This window comes from Salegentibacter lacus (assembly GCF_020164555.1).
In the GTDB taxonomy this organism is placed as follows: domain Bacteria; phylum Bacteroidota; class Bacteroidia; order Flavobacteriales; family Flavobacteriaceae; genus Salegentibacter; species Salegentibacter lacus.
Window position 1 is genome coordinate 128,389 of sequence record NZ_JAIQZB010000004.1, and the last position, 22,551, is coordinate 150,939.

Consider the following 22,551-nt stretch of genomic DNA (forward strand, 5'->3'; position numbering starts at 1 on the left):
CCACCTAATAAAGCTACTTTTAGTCTACTATAGGAGTGAGTTTCACATGGAATTAGTTCGGGGGAATTACCTAATGTATTAATTAACATTTTATAATAATACAATTATGACATCCTTATATTGTATGTCATTGATACAAAGACTAATCAAGGTTAAAATTATCACTGAAATCGATTGCATATGCCGCTACTTTGATCAGATAACATCAATTTTATTGTTAGAATACTGCCAAATACACTAATTTTTCAAACTTTATAAGAAAAAATATAATTTTAAAGTGTAAATGTTTTGGATATGTTAATTAAATGTTTACGTTTGTGTAATCGATTACAATAAATTGTTTAACTTAGAACAGGAATTGTACTTAGTACGTCAATTTAAACGAAATCGATATAGTATTAGAATTTAAATTTTTGAGAAATTATATCTAATAGATTCTCAATAACAATTAACCAATGAAAACTATTAATAATCAAAAAGATCAGTTATGCATCAAAAAATGCTGAGACTATCCCGAAGACAACTATTCTTGTTTGGGATGTTTATTTGTTTCTGTGCTCAATTAAGTGCTCAGGAGAATCAAGTGACGGGAACTATTTTAGATACTGAGACTAACGAACCCTTGCTCGGTGTAAATGTACTTGAGAAAGGAACTTCTAATGGTGCGATGACCAATTTTGATGGTGAATATTCACTTGAAGTTTCAAGTCCGGATGCCGTTTTGGTGTTTAGCTATATTGGCTTTCAAACCCTTGAGGTTAATGTAGATGGGAGAAGCACTATCAATGCCAGCCTTCAAGTAGATTCAGATTCACTGGACGAGGTTGTGGTGGTAGGATATGGTACTACTAAAAAATCAGATTTAACAGGTTCGGTGGTATCAATTTCAGGAAACGAGCTTACGGAACAGGCAAGATCCAGCGTGGCTGAAACGCTAACGGGTAGACTTGCTGGTGTGCAAGTGACTTCTACAGAGGGTTCTCCCGATGCTGAAATAAATATTAGGATACGTGGTAACGGCTCTTTGACTCAGGATAGTTCGCCCTTAATAATTGTAGATGGTTTTCCTGTGGGTAGCATGAATGATATAAGTCCTACTGATATTGCGAGCATTTCAGTGTTGAAAGATGCCTCATCTACCGCTATTTACGGTTCAAGAGGAGCAAACGGAGTTATAATTATCACTACCAAGGAAGGAAGGAGTGGTGAAATAAATGTGAATTTCAATACTTTTTATGGATTTCAAAAAATTGCCAATACCCTGGATGTTCTAGGGCCGGAAGATTATGTTAAGTGGCAGTATGAATATGCGTTGCTTAGAGATTCTGAAAACTTAGATTCTTACGAGAGATATTTTGGACTTTGGCAGGATTACGATCAGTATGTCGGCCAGGAAGGCAATAACTGGCAGAAACAGATTTATGGTAATATGGGCGAAGTTCAGAGCCATGATATTGCGATTAGGGGTGGTTCTGAAAAGGCCAGTTTCAACTTTAATTATGCTCATTATGATGTAAATACTATTATGCTTGGTTCAGATTATAAAAGAGACAACTTATCCTTAGCTCTTAAGAGTCAGGCTGGAGAGAAGGTAGATTTATCTTTTACCATTCGTTATTCCGAAACAGAGATCAACGGGGGTGGAACAAATGAACAAAATGAGATTTCTTCTGCAGATTCCCGATTGAAATATAGCGTTCAATATTCTCCTATTCCAATTTCAGGGCTTACAACTACAAATACAGACCAGGCCTTAGCCGGTTATCTGGTTAATCCTTTTGTAGCTACATCTGATAATCAAAGACAGCAGCTTAGAAAGAATTTTAATATGTTAGGAAGTTTTGGCTGGGATATAATAGATAATCTTAGATTTCAATCTGATTTTGGACTTGACCATCGTATTGAACAGGATTATCGCTATTATGGCCGCTCCACTTATTATTCGCGTAATAGACCATCTGCAGATAATCAGGGATTACCTGCGCTGGTTTATAGTGATCGAAAACGTGAAAGTTTTAGAAATGCTAATACGATTAATTATGATTTTAATAATTTCCTTAATGAAGATCATAATCTTAAATTGCTATTAGGTGAGGAGATGATTATCACCAGGGATAACGAGGAAACTTCTGAAATTCAAGGTTTTCCAAAGGATTTTGATTTCGAAACTACAAGAAAGTTAACTACTCAGGGTACGCCGCAAAGCGTCGATAATTTCTACAGGCCTGATGATAAGTTATTGTCTTTCTTTGGGCGTGTTAATTATGATTATAAAAGTAAATATTTAGTTACAGCTACTTACCGTGCTGATGGATCTAGTAAATTTCTGGGCGATAATCGTTGGGGATACTTCCCTTCAGCAGCAGTAGCCTGGAAGCTAAAAGAGGAGAACTTTCTAAAAAACGTGGAATGGTTAGACGCTCTTAAGTTGAGATTAAGTTATGGTGAAGCTGGTAATAATAATATACCTGCCGGTCAAACCGTGCAAAGCTTTCAGTCAAATACTACTACCTATTTGAATGATATTCCAACTTATTGGTCATCTTCAAGAGTTCTGGCTAATCCAGATCTTAAATGGGAAACTACGGTTACACAGAATGTTGGTCTTGACTTTGATATGTTCGGAGGTGTCTTAAGGGGTAGTGTTGAGGCATATAAAAATATAACTACAGACCTGTTGCTTGCATTTCGTACGCCGGGATCTGGATATGAGTTTCAGTATAGAAATCTTGGAGAGATTCAAAATACAGGTATAGAAGGCTCATTAAATATTAATGCAATTACTAGGCAAGACTATGGATTAAGTTTCGCTGTTAATGCATCCGCAAACAGGAACAAAATTAATTCCTTAGGTTCTCTGGAAGATTATCAGGAATACTCAGGTTGGGCCTCTTCAGAAATTGGAAGTGATTATGCTGTATGGGTTGGCCAACCTGTAGGTGCGATGTTTGGTTATAAAAATGATGGGCGTTATGAAGTATCAGATTTTGATTTTGATCCGGCCACAAGTACTTATACACTAAAACCCGATGTGGTAGATAATAGTGAGCTTATTGGTGAAGTAATGCCTGGTTCTTTGAAGTTAAAGGATATTAATGGCGATGGAGTAGTAGATATTAATGACAACTCTATTATTGGAGACTCTAACCCCGATTTTACCGGTGGTTTTGTGTTAGATGCTTATGCATACGGATTTGATTTTACTGCGGCTTTTAACTTTAGCGTGGGGAATGATGTTTATAATGCTAACAAAGTTCAGTATGCCACAGCCAACGAGAACAGTCAGTATCGAAACTTAAGCACAATTATGGGAGATGGAAGTAGGTGGACAAACCTTAATCCTGAAACTGGCCAGCTTATAACTGATCCTGATGCGCTTACAGCTGCAAACACTAACACAACTATGTGGTCTCCAAATATGCGAAGTTACGTATTTAGTGATTGGGCAATAGAAGATGGTACATTTCTTAGGTTGAATACACTTAGTTTAGGTTACACCATACCTAGTTCGCTGATATCAAAATATAATATTACTAAACTAAGATTTTACGCAACGGCAAGTAATGTGTTTATCCTAACCAATTATTCAGGTCTTGATCCAGAAGTTTCTACAAGGAGAAGTACTCCTCTTACTCCGGGAGTTGATTATTCTCCGTTTCCTAGAAACAGACAAGTGGTATTCGGATTAAACCTTAATTTTTAAAATTTAGATGAAAATGAAAAACTTAATAAAAATCTGTTCGGTATTTCTTTTAACAGGCCTACTACTATCCTGTGAAGAGGATTTTTTAGATGAGGACTTTTTGGAAGCTCCTGCAAAATCAACCTTGGATGAATCTACTATTTTTTCGACGGTTGGTTTAGCAACAGGTGCCGTTGATGGTATTCTTGAACCCATGGGGCAAACAAACTCCTATCGTGGTCGATTTATCCCTTTTTATGGATTTAATACTGATGTGGAATATCATTATCGTGCTGGTAATGAAGGCTCAGATGCTGATTTACTGTATTACGATGCCAAACCGGGCAATTCCAGAATGAATACTGATAATAACGCCTGGGCCATGATGTACCAGGGAATTGAGCGAGCAAATATTGTAATACGTGGTTTAAGAAATTTTGGCAACCCTGAGCCTGGTACCGAATTCGGTCAACTTTTGGGAGCAGCACTTACATATAGGGCTGTTTATTATACAGACCTTATGAAAGCCTGGGGGGATGTTCCCGCCCGTTTTGAGCCTATCACATCAGAGACTCTGTATTTGCCAAAAACAAGTCGTGACACAATTTACAAACGCCTTATCGCTGATCTCGGTGAAGCCTCAACATTAGTTGCATGGCCTAATGAAACTCCTGCTACCACTTCAGTAGAACGCATTAATAAAGCATTTGTCAAGGGACTAAGAGCAAGGCTTGCTCTGGTAGCCGCTGGCTATCAACAGTATCCTGACGGGGTAAGGAGAAGTAACGATCCCGATCTCTCTGTGGAGAATATGTATCGTTTAGCACTTGACGAAACTAGATCAGTTATTAATAGTGGGAGAGCTTCTTTAAACACTTCGTTTGAAGGATTTTGGAGAAGATATAATGAAGAAAACATTAACGCTGGTGGGGAATCATTATGGGAAATTCCTTTTGCTGATGGGCGCGGTAGGGTATTATTTTCATTCGCCGTTCCCCACAATAGTGTGGATCAGTTTACTGGTCAACCCAGGGGTGGAGATGCAGGTCCTACACCTACGGTTTGGTACGATTTTGATGAAGATGATACCAGAAGAGATGTTACCGCTGTACCGTACCAATGGGGTGCTGCAGTAGAAGGGATTGCCCAACAGGAGCTTCAGGGTATTGATACCTGGTACTTCGGTAAATATAGATACGAATGGATGGATCGTTATGTGACTTCTACAAATGACGATGGTGTAAATTGGATTTATATGCGCTATGCGGAAATTCTATTAACTGCTGCAGAAGCGGCCAATGAACTGGAAGGTCCAGGAGCTGCTGCTCCATATCTTAAAGAGATTCGTAGACGGGCTTTTCCGACAGACCAACATGCGGAAAAAGTAGATGCTTATGTAGATGCGCTCTCTTCCAAAGAAGCAATGTTCAATGCCATTGTAGAAGAACATAAATACGAATTTACAGGGGAAATGGATCGAAAAATGGACCTTATTCGCTGGAACCTTCTAAGTACAAAACTTGACGAAGAAAGGGAAGAACTAGAAAATCTGCAAAATAGAACGGGAGACTATGCCAATGTGCCCAACACACTTTATTATAGATATGAAGATGATGGATATACCTTGGATATTTACGGTTTAAATAGAGGTGAGACCGGTAATCCTGGGCCTGAGTATTCCGCATTCAATTGGGATCAGCCACTTGAGGAGATGAAAAACACGCTTTATAAGCCGGGAGTCAATCCAGATGACAAACAATTCTGGCCAATTTGGCAAGTCTTTATTGACGCCAGTAATGGTCAATTGGTAAATGATTACGGTTACTAGAACCTAAACAGAATTAATTTATAAGTTATGAAAGTAAAATATATCTTTAAGAGTTTGCTGATAGCTATTCTACTAGCAACTACGGTTACAAGTTGTGACTATGATAAAGAACTTATCGAAGAGCTTCCGGTGAACAGAGAATTCGCTCCAGTAGACCTCAGGGCCTTCGTAAGGAATCAGGTAAATGTAGAGTTAAACTGGACTGTTGATGAAAACCATAATAGTTATATTGTTGAGTTTTCTGATGATTCTACAAGCTTCGACAATATTGTAAAAACTGTTGAAGTTAATCCAGATGAATTGCCAGTTCTGGTTCCTTTAGAAAGTGAAACTTTTTATTCTATAAGAGTGAAAGCCATAAGTGACAGGGGGCTTGACGATTCCTCCTGGGCAACTCTCAGAGCGCGAACTTTAACAGAACAAATTTTTATAGAAGGGGAACCCGGGGATATTAAGGCCAAAGAGGCTATCCTGAGATGGTTGCCTGATAGTGAAGTTACTGAAATAAGCTTTAGTCCAGGTGATATCAATTACACCATTACAGCTGAAGATCAAGCCAGGGGTATAGCGACCGTAACTGGTCTCAGTCCAGAAACAGATTATACCGCGACCTTACTCAACGGTAGTCAAATAAGAGGCGTTAAAACTTTTACAACTGGAATTGATATAGGTACAGGTATTTTGGTTAAACCCGAGGACGACTTATTGCAAATGATCGAAAATGCCAGTTCAGGAGATATTCTGGTTCTGGAACCCGGTGATTATACTGAACAAACTGGTACTATTACTCTTGATAAATCTTTAACCATTAGAGGTTTGAGAAGTTTCGATAAACCACTTTTAAAATTAAATTTTGAACTTGTTGGAGGAGCTGAAGATGTTGAATTGATTGATTTAGATTTACAGGGACTTGGAGAAGGATCATCAGACCTACAGGACGTTGTAAGGTACACCGGTCCAGGAAATTTTAACTCTCTGCTAATAAGTGGTTGTAATGTCCATGATTATGCACGTTCCTTCATTGCTGGTAATGAAACCGATGCGATTTTACAAACACTAACGGTTGAAAATAGTATTGTATACAACATCTTTACTTCGGGAGGGGATTTTATTGACTTCAGGAATTCTGATGTACTTAATGTAAACCTTTTAACGAGTACATATTATAATTGTGCTCCAGGCCGGGACTTTTTAAGGATGGATGCCGGTGGCACCTCCAATGATACTGGTGTAACTTCTAGTATTGTTATTGATAGCTGCACCTTTTACGCGGTTTCTGATGATGATAGTAGAAGATTATTATATGTTCGATTTGTGTCGAATGACGTAACGGTGAGAAATACTTTGATCGCCGAGACTGAATCAGAAGGTTATGCCGATAGAGAGGGAATAGATGAATCTCCTTCATTTAGTAATAATAATTACTTTAACGCACCTGGATTCTATAATACGTCTCAGTATATTTTTGACGACAGTAATTATTTCAATTTAGATCCAGGGTTTGTAGACCCATCAACCGGAGATTTTACGATCACGAATCAAACTTTAATAGATAACAATGTGGGTGATCCCCGTTGGAGATAATATGAAAGGTAACTATATAAATATGAAAAGGGTTTGCATTGTAAAGATGCACACCCTTTTTTTCTATAGCTCTTAAGTTATTATATAAGGAACTACGCGTTTTTATGGTAAAAGCAGTTAACAATCCTGACATCAGGATATGGTACATTATAAATTTAAATCTTTAAGGAATGATGAAACAATTACACTTACTATGCCTCTTTCTCTTATTGGGAATCCACATGGGGTATTCACAGGACGAAACATCAAATCTGACCGATGTCTGGGATTTTGGGGCTACCCAACTTGACGAGTCTCAATTCAACAATATGTTAACGGAAGATATCATCAACTCATGGTATGATGAAGCCATTACGCCAGAAAGCTCAGGAAATACTATGCCCGATTTCACAGTTGGTGATCTTAGCTTTACCGGAGGCGGCAGTGACCGTTTACGCACCACCAATACGAATTTGACCCGATATGATGATGACATTGATGATCACGAGGAGTTCAAAGGAAGAGTTTATATTAATTCATCTGGAGCTACAGACAGGCATTTTAGTTTCGAATTAGAGGAGGGCGACGAAGTAACAATTTGGGCTCTTACCCAAAATGGTACTGGAAATATTCATTTTGAATATGTGGCTGATCCTTCACTACAAAATGATGTAGTAGCTGTAGGAGAAGAACTCACCGAATTAAACTTTACTGCAGAAGCTTCAGGAATTTATCATATCTATGATGATAACGATAAACCCAGCTATTTTAGAATTACACGAAAAAGTGCTGCTCCGGAAGTTGGAAACGGTGGGGACAATGGTCTAACCGATGTTTGGGATTTTGGTGCAACTCAACTTGCCGATTCTGAGTTCAACAATATGTTGACTGAGGATGTTATTAACTCATTTTATGATGAATCAATTACACCAGGAAGTGAAGGCAATAATTTGCCGGATTTCACAGTAGGTGATCTTAGCTTTGCCGGGGGCGGCAGTGACCGTTTACGCACCACCAATACGAATTTGACCCGATATGATGATGACATTGATGATCACGAGGAGTTCAAAGGAAGAGTTTATATTAATTCATCTGGAGCAACAGACAGGCATTTTAGTTTCGAATTAGAGGAGGGCGACGAAGTAACAATTTGGGCTCTTACCCAAAATGGTACTGGAAATATTCATTTTGAATATGTGGCTGATCCTTCACTACAAAATGAAGTAGTAGCTGTAGGAGAAGAACTCACCGAATTAAACTTTACTGCAGAAGCTTCAGGAACTTATCATATCTATGATGATAACGATAAACCCAGCTATTTTAGAATTACACGAAAAAGTGCTGCCCAGGAACCTGGAGGCGGGGGGAGCGATGGTCTTGCCGATGTTTGGGATTTTGGAGCTTCCCAGCTAGAGGAGACTCAATATAAAAACATGCTGGACGAAGCCGAAATAAACTCCTGGTATGATGAATCTATTACGCCGGGATCCTCGGGCAATACTTTGCCGGATTTTACAGCTGGTGATCTTAGTTTTGTTGGAGGCGGCAGTGACCGTTTACGAACCACTAATACGAATCTGACCCGCTATGATGAAAACATTGATGATCATGAGGAGTTTAAAGGTAGAATTTATATTAATTCATCTGGAGCTACAGACAGGTACTTTAGTCTTGAATTAAGTGAGGGCGATGAAGTAACTATTTGGGCCCTTACTCAAAATGGTAACGGTAATATTCATTTTGAATATGTGGCTGATCCGACACTACAAGATGATGTAGTCGCTGTAGGAGAAGAACTCACCGAATTGAATTTTACTGCAGAAGCTTCAGGAACTTATCATATTTATGATGACACCGATAAACCCAGTTATTTTAGGATTGCTCGACAAAGTTTCAATTATGCTACAGTAACCGGGAACGTAGATGCGGCAGAAGCTGAAGGTATTCCTTCAAATTATAATTTGGTATTCTCGAATGATTTCGGGAAGACCTGGAATATTTCAGTTGCAGAAGAAGGTTCGTACAGTGTAGATCTTCCTATTGGTTATCAGTATGATGTTTCTCTGGAAGGAGCTGAGGGTTATTCCATCAGCAGTGATTCTACTCTGGAAGTAACAGAAAGTACCGCTTCATTTGACATTGTCATAATGAAAGATGGAGTTTATATAGAGGGTCTTGCAGATGTGTGGGATTTTGGAGCTACCCAGCTCGAGGAGACTCAGTATAACAAGATGCTGAATGAATCCGAAATTAACTCCTGGTACGATGAATCTATTACGCCAGGAACTTCAGGCAATACTTTGCCCGATTTTACAGCTGGTGATCTTAGTTTTGTTGGAGGCGGCAGTGACCGTTTACGAACCACCAATACGAATTTGACCCGATATGATGAAAACATTGATGATTTCGAGGAGTTCAAAGGAAGAGTTTATATCAATTCCAGAGGTGCTACCGACCGTTATATGAGTTTGAATCTTAATGAAGATGACAAAGTAAACCTTTGGGTGCTTGGTCAGGATGGTGCCGGTGAGCTTCACTTTGAATATGTCGCAGATCCTGAACTACAGAATGATGTTGTAAGTGTGGGTGGTGATCTTCAGGAAGTGAGCTTTGTGGCAAAGGCGAGTGGAACCTATCACATTTATGATACGGCCGACAAGCCTAGTTATTTTAGAATTATTCGTAAACCTGCCACGTACGCCAACTTAACGGGTAATGTTGATGTTGCAGAAGCTCCAGGAATCCCCGAAGACTATTCAATAGAATTCTCCATTGAAGAAGGAAAAACATGGAACGTTACGCCGACTGATGGTTCGTACCAGGTTGACCTACCCACCGGCTTCGAGTATAGCATCTCTCTGGAAGGAGCTGATGGTTACATAATTTCTAATGATACTTCATTAGAAGTTACTGAGAGCACAACTACACATGATATAACTATTGAAAAAGTCGAAATTTATTCCGTTACCGGATCAATTACCGGACTTGACGAGAAAATCGGAGATTTAGGTTTAACATTTACTCCTGATCCTGGTGCTGATGGGCTTTACGTTCCAAAACCAGTAATTGATACAGATGCGGGTACATACAGCGTAAAACTCGAGCCAAATATTGAATATACCATAGAGAGTGAAGGTGTAGTTGGTTATTATATTCCGGAAAATAAATTGGAAATAACTGGTGAAGCCACGCACGATATAGTTTTTGAACCTAAACCAGAAGGGCCATATGGCGATATCGACAATGACGGTATTCTCAATGCTGATGATAATTGTGTCTCAACCCCTAACCCTGATCAGGCAGATTCTGATAATGATGGTGTTGGAGATGTATGTGAAGATGATGATGGAGATGGGATCATAAATTACGAAGATAATTGCCCGGATACTCCAGAAGATGCCACCGTAGATGTTTTTGGTTGTGAGATTTTAGAGCTGGCGGCAGATAATTTTAGTATATCTGTGCATGATGTAAGTTGTAATGGAAACGGTGACGGCTTTATAAGCATCAGCGCAGAAGACCCTAATTACACCTATAATGTATCAGTATCTGGTGCAGGTAGCGGATCTGCTACCTTATCATCTTCTAATGATTTTTCGGCGAATATTGAGAATCTCTCGGCGGGTACATATGCTATATGTATTACTATAGATGGACAGGATGAATATGAGCAATGTTTTGATGTAACCATAGAAGGACCAACGCCTTTAGAAGCCTATTCTTCTGTAAATTATGCAAATAATACGGTGAGCTTCTCGTTGGATGGAGCTAATCTTTATAAGATTGAGCACAATGGTAAAATCACAACCACATCACAGCCAAGAGTGGTTTTAGATTTGAAAACTGGTAAAAACAAGTTTACCATCTCTACAGATTCGGAATGTCAGGACGTTTTTTATAAGGAGGTCTTACTGTCTGAAGATATTGTAGTGTTCCCAAATCCTACCAAAGGCGACCTTAAGGTATATATAAATGGAACAGATACTAATGTAGATGTATCGCTAATTAATCTTAACGGTAAAGGATATATATCAAAAAATATGGAAGTTCCTTCAGACAGAGTTATACAACTTGACCTTACCAATTATAGAAATGGAATTTATTTACTTCTATTAAAGTCAGCAACTGTAAGTAAAACTATAAAAGTTATTAAATCATGAAAAAGCCTATAAATATACCTTATTTCAAACTGCTCCTGATCATTATCATGGGCGCTATAATGGTGTCATGCTCTAAAGATGATGATGCTGAGGTAATTAATGATACCGTCCCCGGAGTAGCCAGTTTGGTACTTCCGGAGAAAAATACAGAATGTGAGGTAGGAGCTGTTGTAGCTAATATGGCCGAAGTAGCTTTTGAATGGAGTGAAGCGAGTGATGCCGAAAGATATGATCTCGTGATTACTAATTTAGTTACTCAGGAAGTTACTCAGAGACCAAACCTTAATACGACCTCTCTAGTCGTAAGGCTTGAAAGAGGAAATCCTTACACCTGGAAGGTTATTTCAAAGAATGATGGAGAAGAAACTACAGCTTCAGAATCTTACAGGTTTTATGTTGCTGGCGTTCCTGGCTCTAATAATGTACCTTTTCCTGCAACGCTTGTATCACCTGCCTCTGGTGTAATGGTTTCACCCGTAGATGGAAAAGTTACGCTACAATGGGACGCTGCCTCTACCGATACAGATGGAGATCCTTTAACTTATACCTTGTATGCAGATACAGTAGACGGCGATCAGGAACCACCTGAAGAATGGACAGGTCTTACAGAAACCTCTATAGAAATTGAGGTTGAGCCTAATAGCATTTATTACTGGCACGTAGAAACCACCGATGGAAAGAATACAGCTATAAGCAACACATTTTCCTTCAGGACTGGTGAGAATACATCTTCTATACAAGGTGAAGTGGTAAGTACTTCACAGGAAATTTTAGATGCTATAGCAGCGGCTATGCCGGGTGAAAACATCTATATCCGTGGAGGTGAGTATACTTTTGATTCAACCATTAAAATTAACACTAGTGGTAGTGCAAGTAATATGATCTCATTACTAGCACACCCGGAAGATGATTCCAGGCCAAAATTTGATTTTTCCTCAATGTCTGAAAATTCTTCTAACAGAGGAATCGAATTAGAGGCCAGTTACTGGCATATTAAAGGCATTGATGTTTTTAAAGCAGGGGATAATGGGATGCTAATTACTGGTAATAACAATATTATTGAGTTCAGTACCTTTTCCGAATGTTCAGATACTGGACTTCAATTAGATAATGGTGCTGCTAATAACACGATCCTTAATTGCGACTCCTTCTTTAATGCCGATTCTTCACTTGAAAATGCAGACGGATTTGCAGCTAAGTTAGAAGTAGGGACAGGGAATAAGTTTATTGGCTGTAGAGCCTGGAGAAATCTTGATGATGGCTGGGATGGTTATTTAAGAAATAATGATAATGTCACTACCACTTACGAAAATTGCTGGGCTATTGAAAATGGTTATTTAAAAGATGGTTCCCCGAGCGGTGGTGATGGCAACGGATTTAAAACCGGAGGAAGTGATAACAAGGATTTAAAGCATGATGCTATTTATATGAATTGTTTAGCAGTTGGTAACGCATCTGATGGTTTTGATCATAACAGCAATAGGGGAGAGGTAACATTGTACAACTGCTCTGCTTATGATAATGGTAGGAATTATGCTTTTGGCAATACAAATCCTCTGGAGAAGTTAACCATAAAGAACAGTAATGTACTTGGAGAAGTAGGAAGCATAGATGCAACTACTCTCGATGTTACAAACAATAGCTGGATGGATGGTATTGAGACGACTTTTGAAGACTTTGAAAGCATTGATTATGAAGAGTTGACAGGACCTAGAAAAGAAGATGGAAGTCTTCCGGATGTTAGCTTCTTCCATCTAACCCCTAGTAGCGATTTGATCGATAAAGGAGTGGATGTAGGCTTGCCTTTTAACGGCTCAGCACCAGATTTAGGAGCGTTTGAATATTAAACTGAAATATTTATAATTTGGCACTATTAATTGAATTTTTTCGTAATTCGATTAATAGTGCCTTTAATTTAAAAAAACAGGTTTGCTGGGCTTAAGACCCAAATGCGAATCGGAAAATTAACCTTTTAGATCAATTTCACGGCAGTTACAGAACTATTCTAAGGCCGATAAGGAGAAAATGAAAATTGAACGAAACTTTCGTACAAGCAGTATCATTGATTTCCAGTCTGATGTTGGAGGTTGGCCGGAGCTTTCTTCAGAAGAGCCAGCCCTTGATACTTCAGGAGATGGAATGCCTGATTCCTGGAAAGAGGAAATGGGACTTGACCCTGAGGCAAAAGAACCTAATGGCCGTGATTTGAGTACAGCCTACGATAACGTTGAAGTTTATATAAATAGCCTGGTAGAGAATATTATTCAAAACCAATAACTAAAACTATATTAATGAAATTTCTTACAATCCCAAAAAATACAAGTAAGCTACTTTTAGTAATCTTTTTAATTTTTATATGTGGAGTTGAGGGAGTAATGTCTCAAAAAGCATTTCCTACGGCGGAAGGTTTTGGACAATATGCTTCTGGCGGAAGAGGTGGCCAGGTTTATATAGTTACAAATTTAAATGATGAGGGAGAAGGTAGCCTAAGAAAAGGTATTCTAAAACATGGTCCTCGTATTATAGTTTTTGCTGTTTCAGGAACAATTGCCCTTAAGTCAAACTTAGATATAAACAGAGGGAATCTTACTATAGCTGGGCAAACAGCGCCTGGTGATGGTATTACGATAAAAGGTTATCCGGTAGCTATAAAAGCCGATAATGTAGTTGTTAGGTATCTCAGGTTTAGACTTGGAGACGAAAATGAAGTAACCGATGATGCGCTCAAGGCAAGAGATGTGAAAAATGTAATTGTAGATCACTGTTCTATCAGCTGGGCTACAGATGAAAATGCTTCTTTTTATCAAAATAAGAATTTTACATTTCAGTGGAATATAGTTTCTGAAGCCCTAAATAATTCTGTTCATTCAAAAGGAGACCATGGTTATGGAGGTATTTGGGGTGGTGAAAATGTTTCTTTTCATCATAACTTAATAGCCAGTAATAATAGTAGAAACCCACGCTTTAGTGGTTCTAAAACCACAGAGAATTTAGATGGAGAATTTGTAGATTTCAGGAATAATGTAATTTATAATTGGGGCGACAATAGTATCTATGGCGGGGAAGAAGGACGGTATAATATTGTAAATAACTATTTTAAACCCGGTCCCGCTACATCTTCTTCTAAAAAGAATAGAATAATTGAGCCATATTCACCTTATGGTAAATTCTATGTTGCCGAAAATGTTGTAGAAGGAGCTTGTGAAATTTCAGAAAATAACTGGGCTGGTGGAGTGCAGGCAGAAAATATCGAGTCTGCAAAATTAGAAAATCCTATACCTATTAATAATAATATTTGCACCGATTCTGCTGAAAAAGCATATAAGCTCGTCCTTAAAAAAGCAGGAGCTAGTGCTTTTCGGGATCCTGTAGATAAAAGAATTGTAGCCGAAGTATCCAGCGGAATCACAATTTTTGGTGATGGAATTATAGACAGCCAGGAAGATGTAGGCGGCTGGCCAGAATTGGCAATATCTACCGGCTTGAAAGATACCTCTAAAGATGGAATGCCAGATGACTGGAAGGAAGAGAATGGCTTAAATCCCGAAGTATATGAAGCTAACGGGAGGGATTTAAGCGATTTTTATGACAATGTTGAGGTTTATATTAATAGCCTAATAAAGTAAATTATTTCTGAAATAAAGTACATGATGCCGAATAACAAGAAAAAAGGAAAGAGAGTATTATCATTGATTTGTATGATAATATCCTGTCTTTTTCTCCAGGTTATTCAGGCTCAGGAAAAAACTCTTTCCTGGAAAGAATCTCAACGTCAGGATAGTGCCTGGTATGGGAGTGACGCCGCTATTCGAATTGCAGATAATGTTTTGCTTTATCAAAATCATAATGGAGGCTGGCTCAAAAATATAGATATGGCCGAAGTGCTTACTGAAAAAGAAAAGCAAACCTTAGAAGAAGAAAAATCCAGAGAACTAGGGACTACTATAGATAATGGAGCTACCCACACGCAGTTAAGATATCTCGCCAAAGTTTACAATCAAACCAAAATTGATAAATATAAGCAGGCATTTTTAAAAGGAGTAGATTATCTTCTTAAAGCACAGTACGAAAATGGCGGCTGGCCTCAATTCTATCCCATAAAAGAAGGTTATTACGAGCATATCACTTTTAACGATAATGCTATGATTGGAGTGATGTTCTTATTACGAGATGTTTTAAATAAAAAAAGATTTGCTTTTGTAGATGTCCATAGAAAAAATAAAATAATTGATGCTCTAAGAAAGGGAGAAGAAGTTATACTAAATACACAAATTAGAATTGATGGTAAACCTACCCTATGGTGTGCACAGCATCACAGCAAAGATTTAAGTCCGGCAAAAGCAAGATCTTATGAGTTACCCTCGCTTAGTGGAAGTGAGAGCGTTGGAATAGTGAAATACTTAATGGGAATAGAAAATCCTTCAAAAGAAGTGAAGACTGCGGTGAATAGTGCAGTGGAATGGTTCGAAAATCATAAAATTAAAGGAAAAGATGTAGTTTATATAGATGCTCCTGAATTAAAAGGAGATAAAGATCGCGTGGTTGTAAAAGATGAAAATGCTGATCCTTTATGGGCACGCTTTAATGAGATTGGTACCGGCCGTCCTATGTTTGTAGGACGAGATGGAGTAGTTGAAGATTCACTCGAAAAAATAGAGCATGAAAGAAGAATGGGGTATAGCTACCTGGGAAATTATGCTGGGAACCTACTCAATGAAGACTATCCCAAATGGCTAAAAAGAATTTCAGAATGAAACTAAAATTTTCCATAGCTCTTTTAGTACTTAGCCTAAGTATTACATTTTTTTCCTTCAAAAGTCCGGAAGATCCACAGACTATTTATTTGGTGGGAGATTCTACAATGGCTGATTATTCTGACAATTATGACCCCGGAAAAGATTATATGAAAACACGATATCCAATTATGGGATGGGGACAGGTTTTTCAGCAATTTTTTGTGAGTGATAGTTTAAAAGAAGTAACCGGATTAATAAAAACAGATAGCGTTAAAGTCGACGATCGCGCCAGGGGTGGGCGTAGTACACGAACTTTCTTTCAGGAAGGTCGCTGGCGGTCTGTCTACGAGGATTTAAAGGAAGATGATATCGTAATTATTCAGTTTGGGCATAATGATGCCGCCGAAAGTAAACATGAAAGATATGTAGATGTAGAGGGTTATAAAGAATTTCTTAGACTTTTCGTGAAGCAAACCCGGGATAAAAACGCGATTCCTATTTTACTCACTCCGGTGGCCAGGAATTATCCGTGGGAGGATGGAAAACTAGGCAATATTCACGGGGAATATGATCCTGCTGTTAAAGAAGTAGCAAAAGAGCTTAACGTGCATTTAATCGATTTAAACAAGAAATCGCAGGAATTTTTTACCGAAAAAGGGAAGGATTATGTAACCGAAAATTATTTTATGAATCTTCGGCCCGGAAAATACGAAGCTTATCCCGATGGGCAGGATGACAATACTCATTTTCAACCGGAAGGCGCTAAAGCAGTTGCCCAATTGGTTTTTGATGAAATGAAAAACCTGACGCTATTTAAGGGAAAACCTATTTCAGTATCACCCTACACCATTGAAACCACCTACGAGAAACTTAAAAAAGATTATCCGTTTATAAAACCGATTCAGCCCTTAGATTCTGATAAAATTATAGCCCGGGAAAACTTGGTTTACCGAGAAATCTATGGAAGTAAATTAAAAGCCGACGTTTATTCGCCCAAAAAAGGAAAAAATCATCCTGCCGTTCTTTTAATTCACGGTGGGGGCTGGGTTTCCGGAAGCAAGGAGAACCAACAAATTATGGGTCAGCACCTCGCGAATAACGGTTATGTAGCCGTAGTGACCAATTACAGGTTAAGTCGTGAAGCTAAATTTCCGGCGGCAGTCCATGATTTAAAAACCGCCCTTTCCTGGATGCGAAAAAATGCTTCAGAATTTGGAATAAATAAAGATAAAATTGCTGTTTTGGGAACTTCAGCCGGAGCACAAGTCGCAACCTTAATTGGTGTTACTTCAGGAAATGAAAAATTTCTGGAACCCCAATATGAGAATCAGGATCAGGTTCAGGCTATTGTAAATATTGATGGCATCGTATCTTTTATTCATCCAGAAGCAGAAGAAAGTGAAATTGCCGGCTTATGGCTGGACGGACTTCAGGCTGATAATTCTCAAAACTGGAAAGATGCCTCTCCGTTGGAATATGTAAATAAAAATACTCCGCCAACACTTTTTATAAACAGCGCGCAACCTCGTTTTCACGCCGGGCGGGATGATATGCTTAAAACACTTGAAAAACACCAGATTTATTCCGAAGTGCACACCATTCCCAATTCACCTCATTCTTTTTGGCTTATGGAACCCTGGTTTGAAAAAACACTAACCTATACTCTGGATTTTCTGGATAAAACTTTAAAAAACGACCTTAAATAAATATTTCAATGAAAACAACAAAACTATTTCAAAAATCGCTTTTGCTTTTCTTGCTAACCGGAATGCTTTTTTCCTGTAAAAATGGAGAAGAAAACAAAGATTCCGCTCAGGTAGAAACAGAAGACACTACAGAAACAAAAGATTACTCCACCTGGATGGCAGATTCTGAAATTAAAAGAAACCCGGAAGGCTGGACGCTTGATTTCAACGAAAAGCCAAAATGGGAATATACCCACGGACTTATAATGACATCCATGGAGAAGCTTTATAAAGAAACTGGAGATGAGAAATACCTGGATTACATTAAGAATTTTGCCGATTTTATGGTGGAAGAAGACGGGTCGATTAAAACCTATAAACAGTCAGATTATAATATTGACCGCGTTCAGGGTGGCCGTTTCCTAATAGGACTTTACAAAGAGACCGATCAGGAAAAGTATAAAAAAGCCGTAGAGATGTTGCGTGACCAAATGCGGGAACATCCAAGAACCGAAGAAGGTGGTTTTTGGCATAAAAAAATCTATCCTTCTCAAATGTGGTTAGATGGGTTGTATATGGGCTCACCATTTTTGGCTCGTTACGCCAAAAATTTTGATGAGCCAGAATTGTTTGATGATGTGGCCAATCAAATTTCCCTTGTAAATAAATATCATTACAGCGAAGAAAGCGGACTTTTTCACCATGCGTGGGACGAAAGCAAAGAACAACGCTGGGCAGATCCTGAAACCGGCCTTTCTTCCAATTATTGGGGAAGAAGTATTGGCTGGTTTAGTATGGCCCTGGTAGATGTATTAGATTTTCTACCGGAAGATCACCCGGAACGGGAAAATATCATAGAAGTAGCTCAAAAATTAGCCGATGGAATTTTGAAATATCAGGACGAAACCGGAACCTGGTATCAGGTGATGGATCAGGGAGAACGCGAAGGCAATTACTTGGAAGCTTCAGCCTCAAGTATGTTTGCTTATTTTCTACTAAAAGGTGCCGAAAAAGGTTATTTAACTGAAGAACATAAACAAGCCGGAATTAAAGCTTACGAAGGCGTTATAGAAGAATTTATTCGTGAAAATGAAGATGGGACCATTAGTCTTACAAAAGTAAATGGTGTAGCCGGATTGGGTGGCGATCCTTATCGCGACGGTTCTTACGAATATTATATCAATGAGATTATTAGGGATGACGATCCAAAAGGAGTTGGCCCTTTTATTTTAGCTTCTATTTATTATGAAAATCTTAATCAATAAGCTCTATGCTATGTCGCTTATTCTTTATACTGTTTTTTACATTCCCCAGCCTTCAAGCTCAGGATTATGATATAGTTGTGGCTGCCGATGGTAGCGGCGACTATACCAAATTACAGAAAGCTTTTATGGCAGTACCCGATTTTAGAAAAAAACCGACTACTATTTTTCTAAAACCTGGCACCTATAAAGAAAAGTTAGTGCTACCAACTTCAAAAACCAATGTGCACCTAATTGCAGAAAATGCAGGAGAAACTATAGTCACTTACGACGATTTTGCTTCTAAAGAGAACAAGTTTGGTGAAGAAATGGGAACCACAGGTTCCACCAGTTTCTTTGTTTTTGGTGATGGGTTTCAGGCAAAAAACATCACTTTCGAAAATTCGGCAGGCCCGGTAGGCCAGGCTGTGGCAGTACGGATAGATGGAGATAAAGTTATTTTCGAAAATTGCCGTTTTCTTGGGTTTCAGGATACGCTTTACCCGCATGGACGAGACAGCAGACAATACTATAAAAACTGTTATATAGAAGGTGGCACCGATTTCATATTTGGATGGTCTACTGCGGTTTTTGAAGATTGCGAGATTTATTCCAAAGATGGCGGACATTATATTACCGCCGCTTCTACTGAAAAAGAAGCTGAACACGGCTTCGTTTTCCTTAACTGTAAACTTACTGGTGATGCGCCAAAAGAAAGTGTATATCTCGGCAGACCCTGGCGAGATTATGCACAAACTGTTTTTATAAATACTGAAATGGGCGATCACATTAAAAAAGAAGGCTGGAATAACTGGAGTAAACCGGAAGCTGAAAAAACCGCGTTTTATGCTGAATATAATTCCACCGGGCCCGGTGCAAATGTAGAAGGAAGGGTTTCCTGGTCTAAACAACTAAGCGAAGAAGAAGCGCAAAAATATTCCCCAGAAAATATTTTAAAAGGAGATGACAACTGGCAACCAACATTTAAAAAATAATACAATGAAAATTAAACTGCAATTAACAATGCTTGCCCTGGCCGTTCTTACGGTTTCCTGTAAAGAAAATAAAGAACAGGAAAAACAAGAGGAAGTCACCGAAACTGAACAAAAAGATGCCAGAACCACATATGCTGAAATTTCAGTGAAAAAAGGGGGAGAATGGGAAGGTCGAGAATATATGAATGGAGAGTTTGAAAATGTTTCCCGCCTGGAAGTTCCAGAAGAGCATACCGATCACTCCTGGTACATACGTTATGAAGGCCCCGGCTGGGAAAACTCACAGGTAGGTTACAGGCTTTATCTAGACTGGCGTAATGCGATAGATATCTTCGGAAAAAAGACCGATACAATGATTTTGCATCAGGTGGGACAGGATGGTTTTGATTCTTATCACGAAGAGGCCGATTGGGGAATGGATATCCTGAAAGCTGGAAAATCTCTTGGAATAGGGAGTTACGGCCGTTATATGAACGACACAGTAGCGCATTTCAGAGAAGTGGAAAATACGGTTGCTGAGGTTTCAAATTCAGAGAATTCTTCTGAAGTGAAAATTGAATATTCCGGCTGGACTACCGGCGATAAAACTATAGATCTAACGACTACCCTTAACATTTTTGAGGAAGACCGTTTTACAAAAGCAGAATTGGCACCATCAGAAGCTATTTCTGGTTTAACCACCGGAATTGTAAAATTTGATGATATTGAATTAATAAAAAAGGAAAGCGAAGATGGCCAGTGGGGTTATATCGCCACTTACGGCGCACAAACCCTTGTAGATGATGAAGATCAACTTGGAATGGCTATTTTTTATAAAACTGATGAGGTAAAAGAAATTGCCGAAGGACCGCACGATCACCTGGTGGTTTTTAAAGAGCAGGATTCACCGGTAACCTATTATTTTCTGGCAGCCTGGGAACAAGAACCGGGTGGAATTACTTCCAAAGAAGATTTTGAAGCCGATCTAAATCAAAAGCTGGAAACCCTTAAGGAAAACGGAAAACTGGAATAATGAAAACCGGTTTTAGGATAAATAATATCATTTTTTTTAGTCTGTTTCTAATATCATTGGATCAGCATATTCAGGCTCAGGAAAATTATGTTTCTGAAGTTTGGGTAAGCGATCAGGGTGACGGCACCTACAAAAACCCCGTACTTCATGCCGATTATTCCGATCCTGATGTGGTACGTGTGGGAGACGATTATTATATGACAGCTTCTTCCTTTAACGTGGCTCCCGGCTTGCCGGTTTTGCATTCCAAAGATTTAGTAAATTGGGAATTAATCGGTCACGCCCTAGAGCGGCAGGTTGCGGTAGAGCATTTTAAAACCCCACAACATGGTAATGGGGTTTGGGCGCCTGCATTTCGACATCATAACAGTGAATTTTACATTTACTGGGGCGATCCCGATTTTGGAATTTATATGGTAAAAAGCGAAAACCCTGAAGGTCCCTGGGAAGAACCGGTTTTGGTTGAAGAAGGCAAAGGCCTAATAGATCCTGCCCCTCTTTGGGACGATGATGGCAAAGCTTATCTGGTTCACGCTTATGCCGGAAGCCGTGCCGGAATTAAAAGTATTCTTGTGGTAAAACCTATGAATGAAGAAGGAACTAAAACCACCGGTGAGGGAAGAATTGTTTTTGACGGTCACGAAGATCACCCCACGGTGGAAGGTTCAAAATTCTATAAAAAAGACGGGTATTATTACATTTTCGCTCCTGCCGGCGGAGTTTCTACAGGCTGGCAATTGATTTTACGTAGTGAGAATGTATATGGTCCTTATGAAGAACATATTTCTTTGGCACAGGGTGAAACCGATATTAACGGTCCGCACCAGGGAGCTTGGGTAGATACCGAAAGTGGTGAAGATTGGTTTATTCATTTTCAGGATAAAGGGCCTTATGGTCGAATTGTGCATTTGCAACCTATGGAATGGAACAATGGCTGGCCTACAATGGGCGAAGATCCTGATGGTGACGGCACCGGCCAACCTGTACTATCCCATAGAAAACCAGACACTGGCGAACACCCAATTAAAACCCCGGCAGATTCTGATGAATTTGATGGTGAAGAACTTGGTTTACAGTGGCAATGGCACGCTAATCCGCACGCCACCTGGTCTTTTTTGAACCATTCAAAAGAGCAGCTTAGACTATACACGCAGCAAATTCCAAATGAGAGCGAAAACCTTTGGGATGCGCCTAATTTGTTGTTACAGAAATTTCCTGCGGAGGAATTTACAACTACTACAAAATTTACTTTCAATCCTAATGAAGATCTTGAGAATGAAAAAGCCGGATTGTTAGTTATGGGAATGAAATATGCCTATATCGCTGTAAAGAGTAAAGAAGACGGGCTTTATCTGGTATATTCTTATAATGATGATGCTGAAAACGGAGGTGAAGAAAAAGAAGAAGTAATCACAAAACTGAACGATAATACGGTGCATTTACGGGTAGAAGTTGAGAAAAATGCTCAGTGCACTTTCAGTTATAGTGAGAATGGAAGAAGCTTTAAAAAAGTCAACAACGAGGCTTTTAAAGCCGTAGAAGGAAAATGGATCGGCGCCAAGGTTGGAATTTTCGCACTGAAAGAAGATAAAATTAATGACTCAGGATATGCCGACTTTGATTGGTTCCGATTTTCTAAATAACTAATA

Annotated in this window: 13 protein-coding genes; all 13 read left to right on the plus strand. The window is 38.9% G+C overall.

Annotated features, from left to right (window positions below; genetic code table 11):
- The first annotated feature begins 499 nt into the window (after window positions 1-499).
- Window positions 500-3,703 (plus strand): SusC/RagA family TonB-linked outer membrane protein, encoded by a 3,204-nt coding sequence (locus LB465_RS04430; protein ID WP_224467468.1) that lies wholly within the window; start codon window positions 500-502, stop codon window positions 3,701-3,703.
- A 13-nt stretch (window positions 3,704-3,716) separates the two neighbouring features.
- Window positions 3,717-5,510: a RagB/SusD family nutrient uptake outer membrane protein gene (locus LB465_RS04435; RefSeq protein WP_224467470.1), complete on the plus strand. Its 1,794-nt coding sequence runs from the start codon at window positions 3,717-3,719 to the stop codon at window positions 5,508-5,510.
- A 27-nt stretch (window positions 5,511-5,537) separates the two neighbouring features.
- Complete coding sequence (locus LB465_RS04440) at window positions 5,538-7,094, plus strand: DUF5123 domain-containing protein (RefSeq protein WP_224467473.1); 1,557 nt, start codon at window positions 5,538-5,540, stop codon at window positions 7,092-7,094.
- Window positions 7,095-7,264: 170 nt separating this feature from the next.
- A complete protein-coding gene (locus LB465_RS04445; RefSeq protein WP_224467475.1) occupies window positions 7,265-11,233 on the plus strand; it encodes a T9SS type A sorting domain-containing protein in 3,969 nt (1,322 codons plus the stop codon).
- Window positions 11,230-13,080, plus strand: a complete 1,851-nt coding sequence (locus tag LB465_RS04450) for a right-handed parallel beta-helix repeat-containing protein (RefSeq protein ID WP_224467478.1) — start codon at window positions 11,230-11,232, stop codon at window positions 13,078-13,080. The genes LB465_RS04445 and LB465_RS04450 overlap by 4 nt, the downstream gene beginning before the upstream one ends.
- Window positions 13,081-13,258: 178 nt before the next feature.
- Entirely contained in the window at window positions 13,259-13,510 is a 252-nt protein-coding gene (locus LB465_RS04455) for a hypothetical protein (protein WP_224467480.1), read from the plus strand.
- Between the two features lie 14 nt (window positions 13,511-13,524).
- Window positions 13,525-14,859: a pectate lyase family protein gene (locus LB465_RS04460; RefSeq protein ID WP_224467482.1), complete on the plus strand. Its 1,335-nt coding sequence runs from the start codon at window positions 13,525-13,527 to the stop codon at window positions 14,857-14,859.
- Window positions 14,860-14,931: 72 nt separating this feature from the next.
- Window positions 14,932-15,987, plus strand: a complete 1,056-nt coding sequence (gene pelA, locus LB465_RS04465) for a pectate lyase (RefSeq protein WP_224467485.1) — start codon at window positions 14,932-14,934, stop codon at window positions 15,985-15,987.
- Complete coding sequence (locus LB465_RS04470; RefSeq protein WP_224467487.1) at window positions 15,984-17,675, plus strand: alpha/beta hydrolase fold domain-containing protein; 1,692 nt, start codon at window positions 15,984-15,986, stop codon at window positions 17,673-17,675. Before pelA ends, LB465_RS04470 begins: the two co-directional genes overlap by 4 nt.
- 8 nt (window positions 17,676-17,683) lie before the next feature.
- Window positions 17,684-18,919, plus strand: a complete 1,236-nt coding sequence (locus tag LB465_RS04475) for a glycoside hydrolase family 88/105 protein (RefSeq protein ID WP_224467491.1) — start codon at window positions 17,684-17,686, stop codon at window positions 18,917-18,919.
- A gap of 5 nt (window positions 18,920-18,924) precedes the next feature.
- Window positions 18,925-19,890 (plus strand): pectinesterase family protein, encoded by a 966-nt coding sequence (locus tag LB465_RS04480; RefSeq protein WP_224467494.1) that lies wholly within the window; start codon window positions 18,925-18,927, stop codon window positions 19,888-19,890.
- Window positions 19,891-19,894: 4 nt separating this feature from the next.
- Entirely contained in the window at window positions 19,895-20,902 is a 1,008-nt protein-coding gene (locus LB465_RS04485; RefSeq protein WP_224467496.1) for a DUF4861 family protein, read from the plus strand.
- Window positions 20,902-22,545 (plus strand): glycoside hydrolase family 43 protein, encoded by a 1,644-nt coding sequence (locus LB465_RS04490; RefSeq protein ID WP_224467499.1) that lies wholly within the window; start codon window positions 20,902-20,904, stop codon window positions 22,543-22,545. Before LB465_RS04485 ends, LB465_RS04490 begins: the two co-directional genes overlap by 1 nt.
- Window positions 22,546-22,551: the final 6 nt, after the last annotated feature.